Consider the following 12,573-nt stretch of genomic DNA (forward strand, 5'->3'; position numbering starts at 1 on the left):
CTTCCAGGCATTTCAGGGCTGAACAACGAACGATAGGAGTATCGTCGCACGGGAAGTCGTACAGAGACAGAATTTCACGAACTTCCAGTTCTACCAGTTCCAGCAGCTCTTCATCATCAACCATGTCGCATTTGTTCAGGAACACGATGATGTAAGGAACGCCAACCTGACGACCCAAAAGGATGTGCTCACGAGTCTGTGGCATTGGGCCATCAGTCGCAGCAACAACCAGGATAGCGCCGTCCATCTGAGCAGCACCGGTGATCATGTTTTTAACGTAGTCGGCGTGCCCTGGGCAGTCAACGTGCGCGTAGTGGCGAGTCGGGGTGTCATATTCAACGTGGGAAGTGTTGATGGTGATACCACGAGCTTTTTCTTCTGGTGCGTTATCGATCTGATCGAAAGCACGAGCAGAACCACCGTAGGTTTTAGCCAGAACGGTAGTGATTGCTGCAGTCAGAGTGGTTTTACCATGGTCAACGTGGCCGATAGTACCGACGTTGACGTGCGGTTTTGTACGTTCAAATTTTTCTTTAGACACGGCTATATTCCTTACTGTTGCGCTCTCCCCTCAAGGAGAGAGCGCGGGATCAATGTTTTTTAAAACCCGGGGCTTATTTACCGCGAGCTTCGATTACGGCCTGAGCAACGTTGTTTGGCGCGTCATCATACTTCAGGAATTCCATGGAGTAAGATGCACGACCTTTGGTCAGTGAACGCAGTTGAGTTGCGTAACCGAACATTTCAGACAACGGAACTTCAGCGTGAATCTGAACGCCAGTAGCGTTAGATTCTTGACCTTTCAGCTGACCACGACGACGGCTAAGGTCACCGATAACGTCACCAGTGTTCTCTTCCGGAGTTTCAACTTCAACCTTCATGATAGGCTCAAGCAGAACTGGTTTCGCTTTCTTAAAGCCATCTTTGAAGGCAATAGAAGCGGCCAGTTTAAACGCCAGTTCAGAGGAGTCAACGTCGTGGTAAGAACCGAAGTGCAGACGCACGCCGAGATCTACTACTGGGTAACCCGCCAGAGGACCAGACTTCAGCTGCTCCTGGATGCCTTTATCAACAGCAGGGATGTATTCACCAGGAATTACACCACCTTTGATGTCGTTGATGAACTCGTAACCTTTCGGATTCGAGCCCGGCTCCAGTGGGTACATGTCGATAACAACATGACCGTACTGACCACGACCACCAGACTGCTTAGCGTGTTTACCTTCAATATCGGTAACTTTCGCGCGAATCGCTTCACGGTAAGCAACCTGAGGTTTACCAACGTTAGCTTCAACGTTGAATTCACGTTTCATACGGTCAACGATGATGTCAAGGTGCAGTTCACCCATACCAGCGATGATGGTCTGGTTAGATTCTTCATCAGTCCATACGCGGAATGATGGGTCTTCTTTAGCCAGACGGCCCAGAGCCAGACCCATTTTTTCCTGGTCAGCTTTGGTTTTTGGTTCTACAGCGATGGAGATTACCGGTTCAGGGAATTCCATACGCTCCAGAATGATCACGTTGTCCGGATCACAGATGGTGTCACCTGTGGTCACGTCTTTCAGACCGATTGCCGCTGCAATGTCGCCCGCGCGAACTTCTTTGATCTCTTCACGTTTGTTAGCGTGCATCTGAACGATACGGCCAAAACGCTCACGAGCGGATTTCACTGGGTTATAAACGGTATCACCGGAGTTAACCACGCCAGAGTAAACGCGGAAGAACGTCAGGTTACCAACGAACGGGTCGGTTGCAATTTTGAATGCCAGAGCAGCAAACGGCTCTTCATCACTTGCATGACGCTCAGATGGAGTGTCTTTACCGTCGTCCAGCATACCGTTGATTGCAGGTACGTCTGTTGGTGCTGGCAGGTAATCAATTACCGCATCCAGCATTGCCTGTACGCCTTTGTTCTTGAACGCAGAACCGCAGGTAACAAGAATGATCTCGTTACGCAGTACACGTTCACGCAGCGCAGTTTTGATTTCTTCCTCGGTCAGCTCTTCGCCACCCAAGTATTTGTCCATCAGCTCTTCAGAAGCTTCTGCTGCAGACTCAACCAAGTTCTGGCGCCATTCAGCAGCCAGTTCAGCCATATCAGCAGGGATTTCTTCGTATTCGAAGGTCACACCCTGATCGGCATCGTTCCAGTTGATTGCTTTCATTTTCACCAGGTCAACAACACCGGTGAAACCTTCTTCAGCGCCAATCGCCAACTGAAGCGGAACTGCGTTCGCGCCCAAGCGGGATTTAATCTGGCCTACAACTTTCAGGAAGTTAGCACCCATGCGGTCCATTTTGTTAACGAACGCAATGCGTGGCACTTTGTATTTGTTAGCCTGACGCCATACGGTCTCAGACTGTGGCTGAACACCACCAACTGCGCAGTAAACCATTACCGCACCGTCAAGAACACGCATGGAACGTTCTACTTCGATGGTGAAGTCAACGTGCCCTGGGGTGTCGATGATGTTTACGCGATGCGGTTCATACTGCTTAGCCATACCTGACCAGAACGCAGTAGTTGCAGCAGAAGTAATGGTGATACCACGTTCCTGCTCCTGTTCCATCCAGTCCATGGTGGCAGCGCCATCATGAACTTCACCGATTTTATGGTTTACACCGGTGTAAAACAGAATACGTTCGGTAGTAGTGGTTTTACCGGCGTCGATGTGTGCACTGATACCAATGTTGCGGTAGCGTGCAATGGGTGTTGTACGAGCCATTTGATTCCTCTATATCCTGGGACGTTCATTTAAGTAACCCAAAGCGGGCAGCTCACATGAAGCGCCCGCTTGGTGACTAACACTCCGAAGGGATTACCAACGGTAGTGAGCGAACGCCTTGTTGGCTTCAGCCATACGGTGAACGTCTTCACGTTTCTTAACTGCAGTACCTTTGTTCTCTGCAGCATCAGAAAGTTCGTTCGCCAGGCGAAGAGCCATGGATTTATCACCGCGTTTACGAGCAGCTTCTACGATCCAACGCATTGCCAGAGCATTACGACGAACCGGACGTACTTCTACTGGAACCTGATAAGTAGAACCACCAACGCGGCGGGACTTAACTTCTACAGTCGGACGAACGTTGTCCAGAGCGACTTCGAAAGCTTCCAGTTCGTTTTTACCAGAACGCTGAGCCAGGGTCTCCAGCGCGGTATAGACGATAGTTTCTGCAGTAGATTTCTTACCATCTACCATCAGAATGTTTACAAATTTGGCCAGCAACTCTGATCCGAACTTAGGATCTGGAAGAATTTTACGTTGACCAATGACGCGACGACGTGGCATGGGAATACTCCGTTGTTAATTCAGGGTTGTCCAAAACTCTATTGAGTTTGACATTTATTTAAAACGTTTGGCCTTACTTAACGGAAACCATTAAGCCTTAGGACGCTTCACGCCATACTTGGAACGAGATTGCTTACGGTCTTTAACGCCGGAGCAGTCAAGTGCACCACGAACGGTGTGGTAACGAACACCTGGCAAGTCTTTTACACGACCACCACGGATCAGGATCACGGAGTGCTCCTGCAGGTTGTGACCTTCACCGCCGATGTAGGAGGTAACTTCAAAACCGTTAGTCAAACGCACACGGCATACTTTACGCAGTGCGGAGTTTGGTTTCTTAGGAGTGGTAGTATATACACGAGTACATACGCCACGTTTCTGCGGGCAGGCTTCCAGCGCAGGCACGTTGCTTTTTGCAACTTTGCGAGCGCGTGGTTTGCGTACCAGCTGGTTAACTGTTGCCATTAAATAGCTCCTGGTTTTAGCTTTTGCTTCGTAAACACGTAATAAAACGGCCTCATATAATATGAGGACGCAGAATTTTAGGGCTGAGCCGAAAAGGTGTCAAGAAATATACAACAATCCTGGATTTTACCAGGAAATATGTTGTTCGTGTTTAACCGTCAATGCAACGAAGTCAGTATAGCTGACCTTGCCTACACCGGTTGAAATTTGAGCAGTTAAGCCGCGGGCCTCGATATCTTCCTGCAGAGCATAGATAGAAATGGGGGCGGCGAGCAGTAAATCAAGGGCTTTGGTCCCTGAAAGGGCTGCAATGACCGCATCTTGCCGTAATAAAAGTTCATCGCCGTGTTTCACACAGAGCAGCAATGACTCAAGATCGGTCTGAAAAGGTGATTGTTGTAAAATATGCAGCATTTCGCCTCAGAAGGTTAGCACCACATTAAATTGATGCAGCATTTCACACAATGCATCAGGCTCAAGCGGTTTAGCATCGAGAACCCAGGTTCTCTCTGGCGACAACCCTCGTTCACGGATGGAGGCCGCGCAGAGATAACACTGCTCAATATCGTACAATGGCAGCACGCGGAAGGTCGCGATGTAATCTCTGGAAAGAATAAGGCCTGGTTGCTGATCTGGTATCAGTTGCATAACCCCATCACCAATGAAAAACACGCCGATGTCTTCGGTTAGTGCTGACGTGGCAAGTAAGGCATCCAGTCCTTCGCGCCCGCTGGCGCTTCCATGAGGCGCGGATTTAAATACGAATGCTATGCGCTTCATCAGAATTGTACCGTCCGATCACAGCTTAACGAAGCCTGAGCCAGTGCTCCTAACCCACTAAGGGTGAAACCAGGTTGCATATTATAGCAAGGTAAACCGAGCTGATTAGCTTGCCCTGCATCAGTAACACCGCGACGCAGCGCTGCTGCAACACAGATATGCAATTCAACACCATGCTGTTCATTGAGTTGCTGCCATGCGCGAACAATATCAAATTCATCATTTGCCGGGGATGTAAGAAGGTTTGCGTTATAAACACCTTCACGGTAAAAGAACACGCTTTCTAATGTGTGCCCTTGAGCAATAACGGCCTGAGAAAATTGCAATGCACTACTCGCCTGCTGCGTACCATAAGCCGGGCCGGTCACCAGGATGGCAAAACGCATTACTTATCCTGCCCCTGGAAATCACCGTTTTTGAATTGACGGATGTAGAGATAAACCGTGTGCTTAGAAATATTCAAACGATCCGCAACCTGATTAATCGCATCTTTGATATCAAAAATGCCTTTCTCATAGAGGTTCAGCACAATCTGCCGATTCTTGGCATTGTTGGATACATTGCGATCGGCATTCACCTCTTCAATCGTGAATTCCAGTGCCTGCATAACCAGATCTTCAACTGAGGACGCAAAGTTCACCGATGAAGCCACTTCAGGCGTTTCTGGCGGAATGAACGTCGACATAATTTGCGAGAAGGGAACATCAAGGTTGATGTTGATACACAACAGGCCGATAACACGTTCATCACGATTACGAATGGCAATAGTCTCTGATTTCATCAGGACACCGCTTTTTGCACGGGTGAAATAGCATTTGGAAACGCTACTATCCGCACCAGTCATATCATGCAGCATACGTAAGGCAAGATCGGTAATTGGCGAGCCAATTTTGCGCCCAGTGTGTTCACCATTTGCGATGCGAATAGCGGAACACTTCAGATCTTGCAGCGAGTGCAACACGATTTCACAGTGAGAACCAATCAGCATCGCTAACCCGTCCACCACCGCTTCGTAGGATTTTAATATTTCAAAGTCGGTTTGTTCGAAAGGACGCTGGTCCAGTAAATCAAGCTCACTGGTTTCATTGGTTAAAAGCGAATTGGACATTTAAAGATACCACCCTCTACAGAGAGCCTGTCGCGCTTAAATGGTGTCAGGGCAGACTCATACTCGTTGTTGCGCAGCCTGCTAAGGTAATACAGCGTAAGAGGCGCTTTCCAGCTTTTATTATATCCTGCCTCAAATAAAAAACCGCCGCCCCTGAGGACGGCGGTTAATAATGCCTTATTTGCTCTTCGCAGCGTCTGCATCTGGAGCGGCTTCAGGTTTCGCGTCTGCTTTAGGCGCTGGTTTGATATCCAGCAGCTCAACGTCGAATACCAGTGTGGAGTTAGCCGGAATTCCCGGAACGCCAGTTTTGCCATAAGCCAGTTCTGGTGGAATAACCAGTTTGATTTTCCCGCCTTTCTTCAGGTTTTTCAAACCTTCAGTCCAACCTGGGATTACGCCATCAAGACGGAAAGAGAGTGGCTCGCCACGGGTGTAAGAGTTATCAAACTCTTTACCGTCGATAAGCGTGCCTTTGTAGTTAACAACAACAGTATCGCTGTCAGTTGGTGCTTCACCTGTACCGGCTTTGTCGATTTTATACATCAGGCCAGTTGGGGAGGTTTTAACACCTTTCTCTTTTGCAAAAGTATCACGGAAGGCTTTGCCTTTATCCGCGTTTTCTTTAGCGTCTTTTTCCATTTTAGCTTGAGCAGAAGACTTCACGCGAGCTTCGAAAGCTTGCAGAGTCTGCTCAATTTCCTGATCGGATAATTTGCTCTTATCAGCAAATGCATCCTGAACACCGGCGATAAGCTGGTTTTTATCCAGAGTAATACCCAGCTTTTCTTGTTCTTTCAGAGAGTTTTCCATATAACGGCCCAGCGAAGCACCCAATGCATACGCAGATTTCTGGTCGTCATTTTTGAATGCCGCGTTGCTTGCAGCTGGGGCCGCAGTATCTTTAGCGGCTGCCGGAGTGGCAGGAGCAGCGAACGCCGGAGCGCTCAGGGCAACGGCCATCGTGGTCGCCAGTAGCGTTACTTTAAACAGTGATTTCATCCATTTCTCCAGGGCCGGGGCCTCTAACCCCAAGGTTATTATCAACTAAGAGATGTACTATAACGTCGTGGAAGAAATCTACACAATCTCTCCGCGCCATATCGAGACAAATTCAGACTCTTTTTGTATAAAGAAGTTTCGTCATGAGTAAAACAGCGCTGTAACGTGCAGGATTTTTCAGTAGAATCGCCCGAAATTGTCCATCCGCAGGCCAGGAGTATTAGCCATGCAACAGAAATCGACCGAACAGCGGCTAGAAGAACTTGAGAGTCGTCTCGCTTTCCAGGAGATTACTATAGAAGAGTTAAATCAGACGGTAACGGCTCATGAATTGGAGATGGTCAAACTGCGCGAGCATTTCCGCTTGCTGGTTGAAAAACTAAAAGCCAGCCAGCCTTCGATGGTGGCATCAGAAGCCGAAGAGACTCCACCTCCGCATTACTAGTTACCAAAAGAAAAGGCGTGTCAGTGACACGCCTTTTTTATCTTTCGCAGATTAGTGGCAACCGCAACCGCCGTTACCGCCACAGCCGCCTTTACCATGTTCATGGTCGTCGCCGTGACCGTGACCACCACAGCAACCACCTTCATGGTCGTGATCGTGATGATGATCGTGCTCGCCGTGAACGTGGCCATGAGCCAGTTCTTCAGCAGTTGCTTCGCGAATCGCGATAACTTCTACGTTGAAGCTCAGGTTTTGGCCTGCCAGCATGTGGTTGCCATCAACAACAACGTGCTCATCTTCAACTGCAGTAATTTCAACTGGCACTGGACCCTGGTCGGTGTCCGCCATAAAGCGCATACCAACTTCCAGTTCATCAACGCCCATGAACACGTCTTTAGGAACGCGTTGCACCAGGTTTTCGTCATACTGGCCGTAAGCGTCATTTGCGCCAACATTCACGTCGAAACGATCACCAACAACGTGACCTTCCAGCGCAGTTTCCAGACCTGAAATCAGGGAGCCGTGACCATGCAGATAGTCCAGCGGCGCACTCACCGGAGACTCATCAACCAACACACCGTCTTCTGTACGTACCTGGTAAGCCAGGCTGACCACCAGGTCTTTTGCTACTTTCATGATATCTCCTGAGCGAGCGTGAGAAAAAAAACTGGCGCCGATTGTAGCGGAATTTAGCGCCGGTGTACCCTTAAGCTTAAAAAAAGCTGGGGCATCTCGCTAGTCTGGATGAAAAATCCCAATGACTTGCTCTTGTTCGCGAACATGCTCACGAACTTGCTTATCCGCTTCTCGCATTTGATGGCCGCACTTAACACACTCTACAATATCGACATTATTCTCACGCCACATCGCGAGGGAATCCCGCGCCTGGCATTCGGGGCAGACGGCCCCGGCAATAAAACGTTTACGCACCGGCATTCGCTTCACCTTATTTTATTCAAACTCATCCCAACCATCGAACTGCCGACGCTCTTGCTGCATCTCGCGTTCGAAAATCTCTTCTAGCTCACGACGCGCTTCACGCACTCTGGAAATTTGCGCGTTATCGGTATGAATCGGCATTAACTCACGCAGCATACTCATATCCAGACGGCGGAAATGAAGTTGTGCACGATGCGCCTGATGAGGATGCATCCCCAATGTCATTAGCGCCTTGCGCCCTAATTCCAACGCACTGGAGAAGGTTTCACGTGAGAACTGCGTCACTCCAGCTTGCAACAATTCATGCGCTTCTACACGCCCTCTTGCTCGCGCAAGTATCGCCAGATGTGGAAAGTGTTGTTGACACAAATGAACCACTTTCATTGTGTCTTCCGGCTCATTACAGGTAATCACAATAGATTTTGCCGTCTCGGCACCTGCTGAACGCAGTAACTCAAGTTCGGTAGCATCGCCGTAATAGACCTTGTAGCCATATTTACGCATCAGACTGACAGAGCTGATGTCTCTCTCAAGAACTGTAATGCGCATTTTGTTCGCCATCAGTAAGCGGCCAATCACCTGCCCGAAACGCCCAAAGCCCACAATAATAACTTGTGGCTGATCGTCTTCCACATAAGGCTTTTCATCGTTTTCGTCATCAGCGACATTAAATCGCCGCGCAAGAATGGCATCAACGCCTTTCATCAATAGCGGTGTAGTCATCATTGAAAGTGTGACAGTCACCAGTAAGAGCGGCATTTGGTCACCGTTGAACAGCTTTTGAGATGAAGCCGTAGAGAAAAGTACAAATGCGAACTCCCCGCCCTGGCTTAGCACACCTGAAAACTGTAGACGCTCGGAGCTGCGCAAACCGAAAAACCACGACAGGCCATACAGCACGCCGCCTTTAACTGCCACCAGCACCACAACACCTAAAACAACCCAGAAGATATGTGTGTAAAGCACCCCAAGGTTTAATGCCATGCCAACGGAGATAAAGAACAAGCCGAGCAATAATCCTTTAAAAGGATCAATCGCGATTTCCAGTTCGTGACGATATTCACTTTCAGCTAATAAGACGCCCGCGATGAATGTCCCAAGCGCCATTGAGAAGCCCAGCGCATCCATAAATAACGCTGACCCCAACACCAACAGCAATGCCGCCGCAGTAAAGACTTCGCGCACACCGGAACCCGCAATAAAGCGGAACACAGGCTTCAGCAGATAACGCCCGCCAACCAACATCCCCGCAAAGGCCAGCACTTTGAAACCGATCTTTATCCAGTCGGTATGGCCGCCGTCATTACCGGCCAACAACGGCACCAGCGCAATCGCCGGGATTACAGCCAAATCCTGGAACAGCAGTACGGAAAAACCGAGCTGCCCGGATTCATTGCGATTCATGCCTTTGTCGCGCATCAACTGTAGCGCCATTGCGGTGGAGGACATCGCCAGACCAATACCGCCGACCACCGCCGCCTGCCAGGAGAACTTCGTCAGCATCAACAACCCAGCAAGCACCACTGCGCTGAGCAACACCTGTGCGGCACCCACGCCAAATATCGAACGCCGTAACTGCCACAACTTCGATGGGTTCAGTTCCAGCCCGATGATAAACATCAGGAACACCACACCCAGCTCAGAGAAATGAAGAATTTCATCCACATCACTGATAAAACCTAACCCCCACGGCCCGATGGCTATACCTGCAAGCAGATATCCCAACACCGCGCCAATGCCCAAACGGGCGGCAATAGGCACAGCGACAACCGCAGCAAATAAAAACAGCACTCCTGCCAGTAATACGTCAGAACCTTCCATCAGCGGCCTCCCGGTAATGTCGGTGAAGCCAACCACTCGCCATAAGCTTTCGCATGGCTGGTCAGTTCCTGCGGAGACTGGCGGCGCGCCCAGTAAACAATAATGGGATTCATCCAGTGCATACGGCACATCGCAGCTGTAAGTTCAAAAGGACGCAAAATATCGGTCAGCGGGAAACGGTTAAAACCATCGTGGCGATAAGCCCCCTCCGGCTCGCCAGTAGTAATTACACTGCGCCAGTACTTTCCCGCCAGAGCGTTGCCTCCAACGCCGCTGGCAAAACCACGGCTTAGAACGCGATCCAGCCACTCTTTGAGTAACGCTGGGCAGCTATAGGTATAGAGAGGGTGTTGAAAGACGATAACATCATGCTCTTGCAGTAATGCCTGCTCGCGATAGATATCAATAAAAAAGTCAGGATAGTGCGCATAAAGGTCATGCACAGTGACATTGGCAAGCTGCTGCGCCGGCTGGAGTAAGACGCGGTTTGCGACCGAGTCTTGTGACTCCGGATGGGCATATAGCAGCAAAACTTTCGGCGGCTGCGACATCATTACCCTCCAGGGCGTCGTCATAGTGATTTTTTTGGGCTACCATGCAGCCCGACGCGGTGCCATTAGCATCACGTTACCTTAATATAATGACAATTTAACATACTCTGAACATACGGCGCTTTATGATTGTTTTCTCCTCGTTACAAATTCGTCGCGGTACCCGCGTTCTGCTGGATAACGCCACCGCTACCATCAATCCAGGCCAGAAAGTGGGTCTGGTAGGTAAAAACGGCTGCGGTAAATCCACGCTGCTGGCGCTGCTGAAGAACGAGATCAGCGCCGATGGCGGAAGTATGACCTATCCTGGTAACTGGGCGCTGGCTTGGGTAAACCAGGAAACTCCTGCACTGGCAATGCCAGCTATTGAATATGTTATTGATGGCGACCGTGAATTCCGCCAGCTTGAAGCCGAACTAGCAAAAGCTAATGAGCGCAATGATGGCCATGCAATTGCACTGGTGCACGGCAAGCTGGATGCGGTTGATGCCTGGACGATTCGCTCTCGCGCATCGAGCCTGCTGCACGGTTTAGGCTTCAGCAATGAGCAACTCGAACGACCGGTCAGTGATTTTTCCGGTGGCTGGCGTATGCGCCTGAACCTGGCGCAAGCACTGATCTGCCGCTCAGATTTACTTCTGCTCGATGAACCAACTAACCACCTGGACTTAGACGCCGTTATCTGGCTGGAACGCTGGCTGAAAAGCTATCAAGGCACACTGATTCTGATTTCCCACGACCGTGACTTCTTAGATCCGGTAGTTGGAAAAATTATTCACATCGAACAAGAGTCGATGTTTGAATACACCGGCAACTATTCATCGTTTGAAGGCCAGCGCGCCACGCGCCTTGCTCAACAACAGTCGATGTTTGAAAGCCAGCAGGAGCGTGTCGCGCATCTGCAAAGCTTTATCGATCGTTTCAAAGCCAAAGCCAGTAAAGCAAAGCAAGCACAAAGCCGCGTGAAGATGCTTGAACGCATGGAGTTGATTGCTCCGGCTCATGTCGACAATCCGTTCCATTTCAGTTTCCGCGCGCCTGAAAGTTTGCCGAACCCACTTTTGCGTATGGAAAAAGTCAGCGCGGGTTATGGCGAGCGCGTGATCCTTGACTCCATCAAACTGAATCTGGTTCCTGGCTCTCGCATCGGTCTGCTTGGTCGCAACGGCGCCGGTAAATCAACGCTGATTAAACTGCTGGCGGAGGAGATCAAACCTTTGCAGGGCGATATCGGCCTGGCAAAAGGAGTTAAGCTCGGTTACTTCGCGCAGCATCAGCTGGAATATTTACGCGCCGACGAATCACCGTTGCAGCACCTGGCTCGTATCGCCCCGAAAGAACTTGAGCAGCAACTGCGAGATTACCTCGGCGGTTTCGGTTTCCGGGGCGATAAAGTCACCGAACAAACAGCTCGCTTCTCTGGCGGCGAAAAAGCGCGCCTGGTTCTTGCCTTGGTTGTCTGGCAGCGCCCTAACCTGCTGCTGCTCGATGAACCGACCAACCACCTCGATCTCGATATGCGTCAGGCGCTGACCGAAGCATTGATTGATTTCGAAGGCGCACTGGTTGTGGTTTCGCACGACCGTCACCTGTTGCGTTCCACTACCGACGATCTCTATCTGGTACACGACGGGAAAGTTGAAGCGTTTGACGGCGATCTGGAAGATTATCAGCAGTGGCTTGTCGATCTGCAAAAGCAGGAAAACCAACCGCTTGATTCAGCAAAAGATAACGTAAACAGTGCGCAAGCGCGTAAAGATCAAAAACGCCGCGAGGCGGAATTACGCACTCAAACGCAGCCATTACGTAAGCAAATCACGCAGCTTGAAAAGCAGATGGAAAAACTGAACGTGCAGCTTGCAGCCGTCGAAGAAAAGCTGGCTGACAGTGCCATTTACGACCAAAGTCGCAAGGCAGAAATGACTGAATGCCTACAAACTCAGGTAAAAGTGAAGTCGGCGTTGGAAGAGTGCGAAATGGAATGGCTGGATGCTCATGAGCAGTTAGAACAGATGATGCAAAGCGAATAAATTAACTCACGAAAACTATCACTTATCCCGGGAGATTTCTATAAGATAACATCCCGGGTAATCTCCTATTTCATCGCATATTTGAATCTTATCGCAACGATAGATTTGTCACATTGTGTATTCGTCAACGAATAGAGTA

15 protein-coding genes are annotated in these 12,573 nt (G+C 49.8%); 2 read left to right on the forward strand and 13 right to left on the reverse strand.

All coding sequences use genetic code 11. The features are described 5' to 3' along the window. From IX31_RS15860 to fkpA, 9 genes are all read right to left on the reverse strand, one after another. The coding region (locus IX31_RS15860; protein ID WP_034460185.1) for a GTP-binding protein at positions 1–541 on the reverse strand (541 nt) is incomplete at its 3' end. A gap of 73 nt (positions 542–614) precedes the next feature. Further along, positions 615–2,729: an elongation factor G gene (gene fusA / locus IX31_RS15865; RefSeq protein WP_034460188.1), complete on the reverse strand. Its 2,115-nt coding sequence runs from the start codon at positions 2,727–2,729 to the stop codon at positions 615–617. Between the two features lie 93 nt (positions 2,730–2,822). Further along, entirely contained in the window at positions 2,823–3,293 is a 471-nt protein-coding gene (rpsG, locus tag IX31_RS15870; RefSeq protein WP_034460190.1) for a 30S ribosomal protein S7, read from the reverse strand. Positions 3,294–3,383: 90 nt separating this feature from the next. Further along, positions 3,384–3,758, reverse strand: a complete 375-nt coding sequence (gene rpsL, locus IX31_RS15875) for a 30S ribosomal protein S12 (RefSeq protein ID WP_003023654.1) — start codon at positions 3,756–3,758, stop codon at positions 3,384–3,386. A gap of 126 nt (positions 3,759–3,884) precedes the next feature. Continuing rightward, the gene (gene tusB, locus IX31_RS15880) at positions 3,885–4,172 is read right to left on the reverse strand and encodes a sulfurtransferase complex subunit TusB (RefSeq protein ID WP_034460197.1); all 288 of its coding nucleotides are present in this window, start codon (positions 4,170–4,172) and stop codon (positions 3,885–3,887) included. A 6-nt stretch (positions 4,173–4,178) separates the two neighbouring features. Further along, positions 4,179–4,538 (reverse strand): sulfurtransferase complex subunit TusC, encoded by a 360-nt coding sequence (gene tusC / locus IX31_RS15885; RefSeq protein ID WP_034460200.1) that lies wholly within the window; start codon positions 4,536–4,538, stop codon positions 4,179–4,181. Continuing rightward, a complete protein-coding gene (tusD, locus tag IX31_RS15890) occupies positions 4,538–4,924 on the reverse strand; it encodes a sulfurtransferase complex subunit TusD (protein ID WP_034460201.1) in 387 nt (128 codons plus the stop codon). Before tusD ends, tusC begins: the two co-directional genes overlap by 1 nt. Next, a complete protein-coding gene (locus IX31_RS15895) occupies positions 4,924–5,646 on the reverse strand; it encodes a helix-turn-helix transcriptional regulator (protein ID WP_034460202.1) in 723 nt (240 codons plus the stop codon). Before IX31_RS15895 ends, tusD begins: the two co-directional genes overlap by 1 nt. A gap of 177 nt (positions 5,647–5,823) precedes the next feature. Continuing rightward, positions 5,824–6,648 carry an FKBP-type peptidyl-prolyl cis-trans isomerase gene (gene fkpA, locus IX31_RS15900; RefSeq protein ID WP_034460203.1) on the reverse strand — a complete coding sequence of 275 codons (825 nt, stop codon included), beginning with the start codon at positions 6,646–6,648 and terminating at the stop codon, positions 5,824–5,826. A gap of 226 nt (positions 6,649–6,874) precedes the next feature. Here fkpA and IX31_RS15905 point away from each other — a divergent pair, with 226 nt between their 5' ends. Continuing rightward, on the forward strand, positions 6,875–7,093 hold the full coding sequence (locus tag IX31_RS15905) for a protein SlyX (RefSeq protein WP_034460204.1): 219 nt from the start codon (positions 6,875–6,877) through the stop codon (positions 7,091–7,093). A 51-nt stretch (positions 7,094–7,144) separates the two neighbouring features. On the opposite strand, the gene slyD is transcribed toward IX31_RS15905, so the two are convergent. From slyD to kefG, 4 genes are all read right to left on the reverse strand, one after another. After that, complete coding sequence (gene slyD, locus IX31_RS15910; protein ID WP_034460207.1) at positions 7,145–7,729, reverse strand: peptidylprolyl isomerase; 585 nt, start codon at positions 7,727–7,729, stop codon at positions 7,145–7,147. 99 nt (positions 7,730–7,828) lie between these two features. Next, on the reverse strand, positions 7,829–8,029 hold the full coding sequence (locus tag IX31_RS15915; RefSeq protein WP_034460208.1) for a YheV family putative zinc ribbon protein: 201 nt from the start codon (positions 8,027–8,029) through the stop codon (positions 7,829–7,831). Between the two features lie 15 nt (positions 8,030–8,044). Further along, the gene (gene kefB, locus IX31_RS15920; protein WP_034460210.1) at positions 8,045–9,853 is read right to left on the reverse strand and encodes a glutathione-regulated potassium-efflux system protein KefB; all 1,809 of its coding nucleotides are present in this window, start codon (positions 9,851–9,853) and stop codon (positions 8,045–8,047) included. Continuing rightward, positions 9,853–10,407 carry a glutathione-regulated potassium-efflux system ancillary protein KefG gene (gene kefG, locus IX31_RS15925; RefSeq protein ID WP_072009470.1) on the reverse strand — a complete coding sequence of 185 codons (555 nt, stop codon included), beginning with the start codon at positions 10,405–10,407 and terminating at the stop codon, positions 9,853–9,855. Before kefG ends, kefB begins: the two co-directional genes overlap by 1 nt. 122 nt (positions 10,408–10,529) lie before the next feature. On the opposite strand from kefG, the gene IX31_RS15930 reads away from it, so the two are divergent. Beyond that, positions 10,530–12,434 carry an ABC transporter ATP-binding protein gene (locus tag IX31_RS15930; protein ID WP_034460215.1) on the forward strand — a complete coding sequence of 635 codons (1,905 nt, stop codon included), beginning with the start codon at positions 10,530–10,532 and terminating at the stop codon, positions 12,432–12,434. Positions 12,435–12,573 lie beyond the last annotated feature (139 nt).

The sequence above is a fragment of the Buttiauxella noackiae genome (genome assembly GCF_000737905.1).
Lineage (GTDB): Bacteria > Pseudomonadota > Gammaproteobacteria > Enterobacterales > Enterobacteriaceae > Buttiauxella > Buttiauxella noackiae.

Excerpts from the sequence above, each read along its gene's own strand:
- IX31_RS15915 (WP_034460208.1), bottom strand. The coding sequence starts at position 8,029 with ATGCCGGTGCGTAAACGTTTTATTGCCGGGGCCGTCTGCCCCGAATGC.
- IX31_RS15895 (WP_034460202.1), bottom strand. The coding sequence starts at position 5,646 with ATGTCCAATTCGCTTTTAACCAATGAAACCAGTGAGCTTGATTTACTG.
- slyD (WP_034460207.1), bottom strand. The coding sequence starts at position 7,729 with ATGAAAGTAGCAAAAGACCTGGTGGTCAGCCTGGCTTACCAGGTACGT.
- IX31_RS15930 (WP_034460215.1), top strand. The coding sequence starts at position 10,530 with ATGATTGTTTTCTCCTCGTTACAAATTCGTCGCGGTACCCGCGTTCTG.
- IX31_RS15905 (WP_034460204.1), top strand. The coding sequence starts at position 6,875 with ATGCAACAGAAATCGACCGAACAGCGGCTAGAAGAACTTGAGAGTCGT.
- rpsG (WP_034460190.1), bottom strand. The coding sequence starts at position 3,293 with ATGCCACGTCGTCGCGTCATTGGTCAACGTAAAATTCTTCCAGATCCT.
- tusC (WP_034460200.1), bottom strand. The coding sequence starts at position 4,538 with ATGAAGCGCATAGCATTCGTATTTAAATCCGCGCCTCATGGAAGCGCC.
- fusA (WP_034460188.1), bottom strand. The coding sequence starts at position 2,729 with ATGGCTCGTACAACACCCATTGCACGCTACCGCAACATTGGTATCAGT.
- kefB (WP_034460210.1), bottom strand. The coding sequence starts at position 9,853 with ATGGAAGGTTCTGACGTATTACTGGCAGGAGTGCTGTTTTTATTTGCT.
- kefG (WP_072009470.1), bottom strand. The coding sequence starts at position 10,407 with ATGATGTCGCAGCCGCCGAAAGTTTTGCTGCTATATGCCCATCCGGAG.
- rpsL (WP_003023654.1), bottom strand. The coding sequence starts at position 3,758 with ATGGCAACAGTTAACCAGCTGGTACGCAAACCACGCGCTCGCAAAGTT.
- tusD (WP_034460201.1), bottom strand. The coding sequence starts at position 4,924 with ATGCGTTTTGCCATCCTGGTGACCGGCCCGGCTTATGGTACGCAGCAG.
- fkpA (WP_034460203.1), bottom strand. The coding sequence starts at position 6,648 with ATGAAATCACTGTTTAAAGTAACGCTACTGGCGACCACGATGGCCGTT.
- tusB (WP_034460197.1), bottom strand. The coding sequence starts at position 4,172 with ATGCTGCATATTTTACAACAATCACCTTTTCAGACCGATCTTGAGTCA.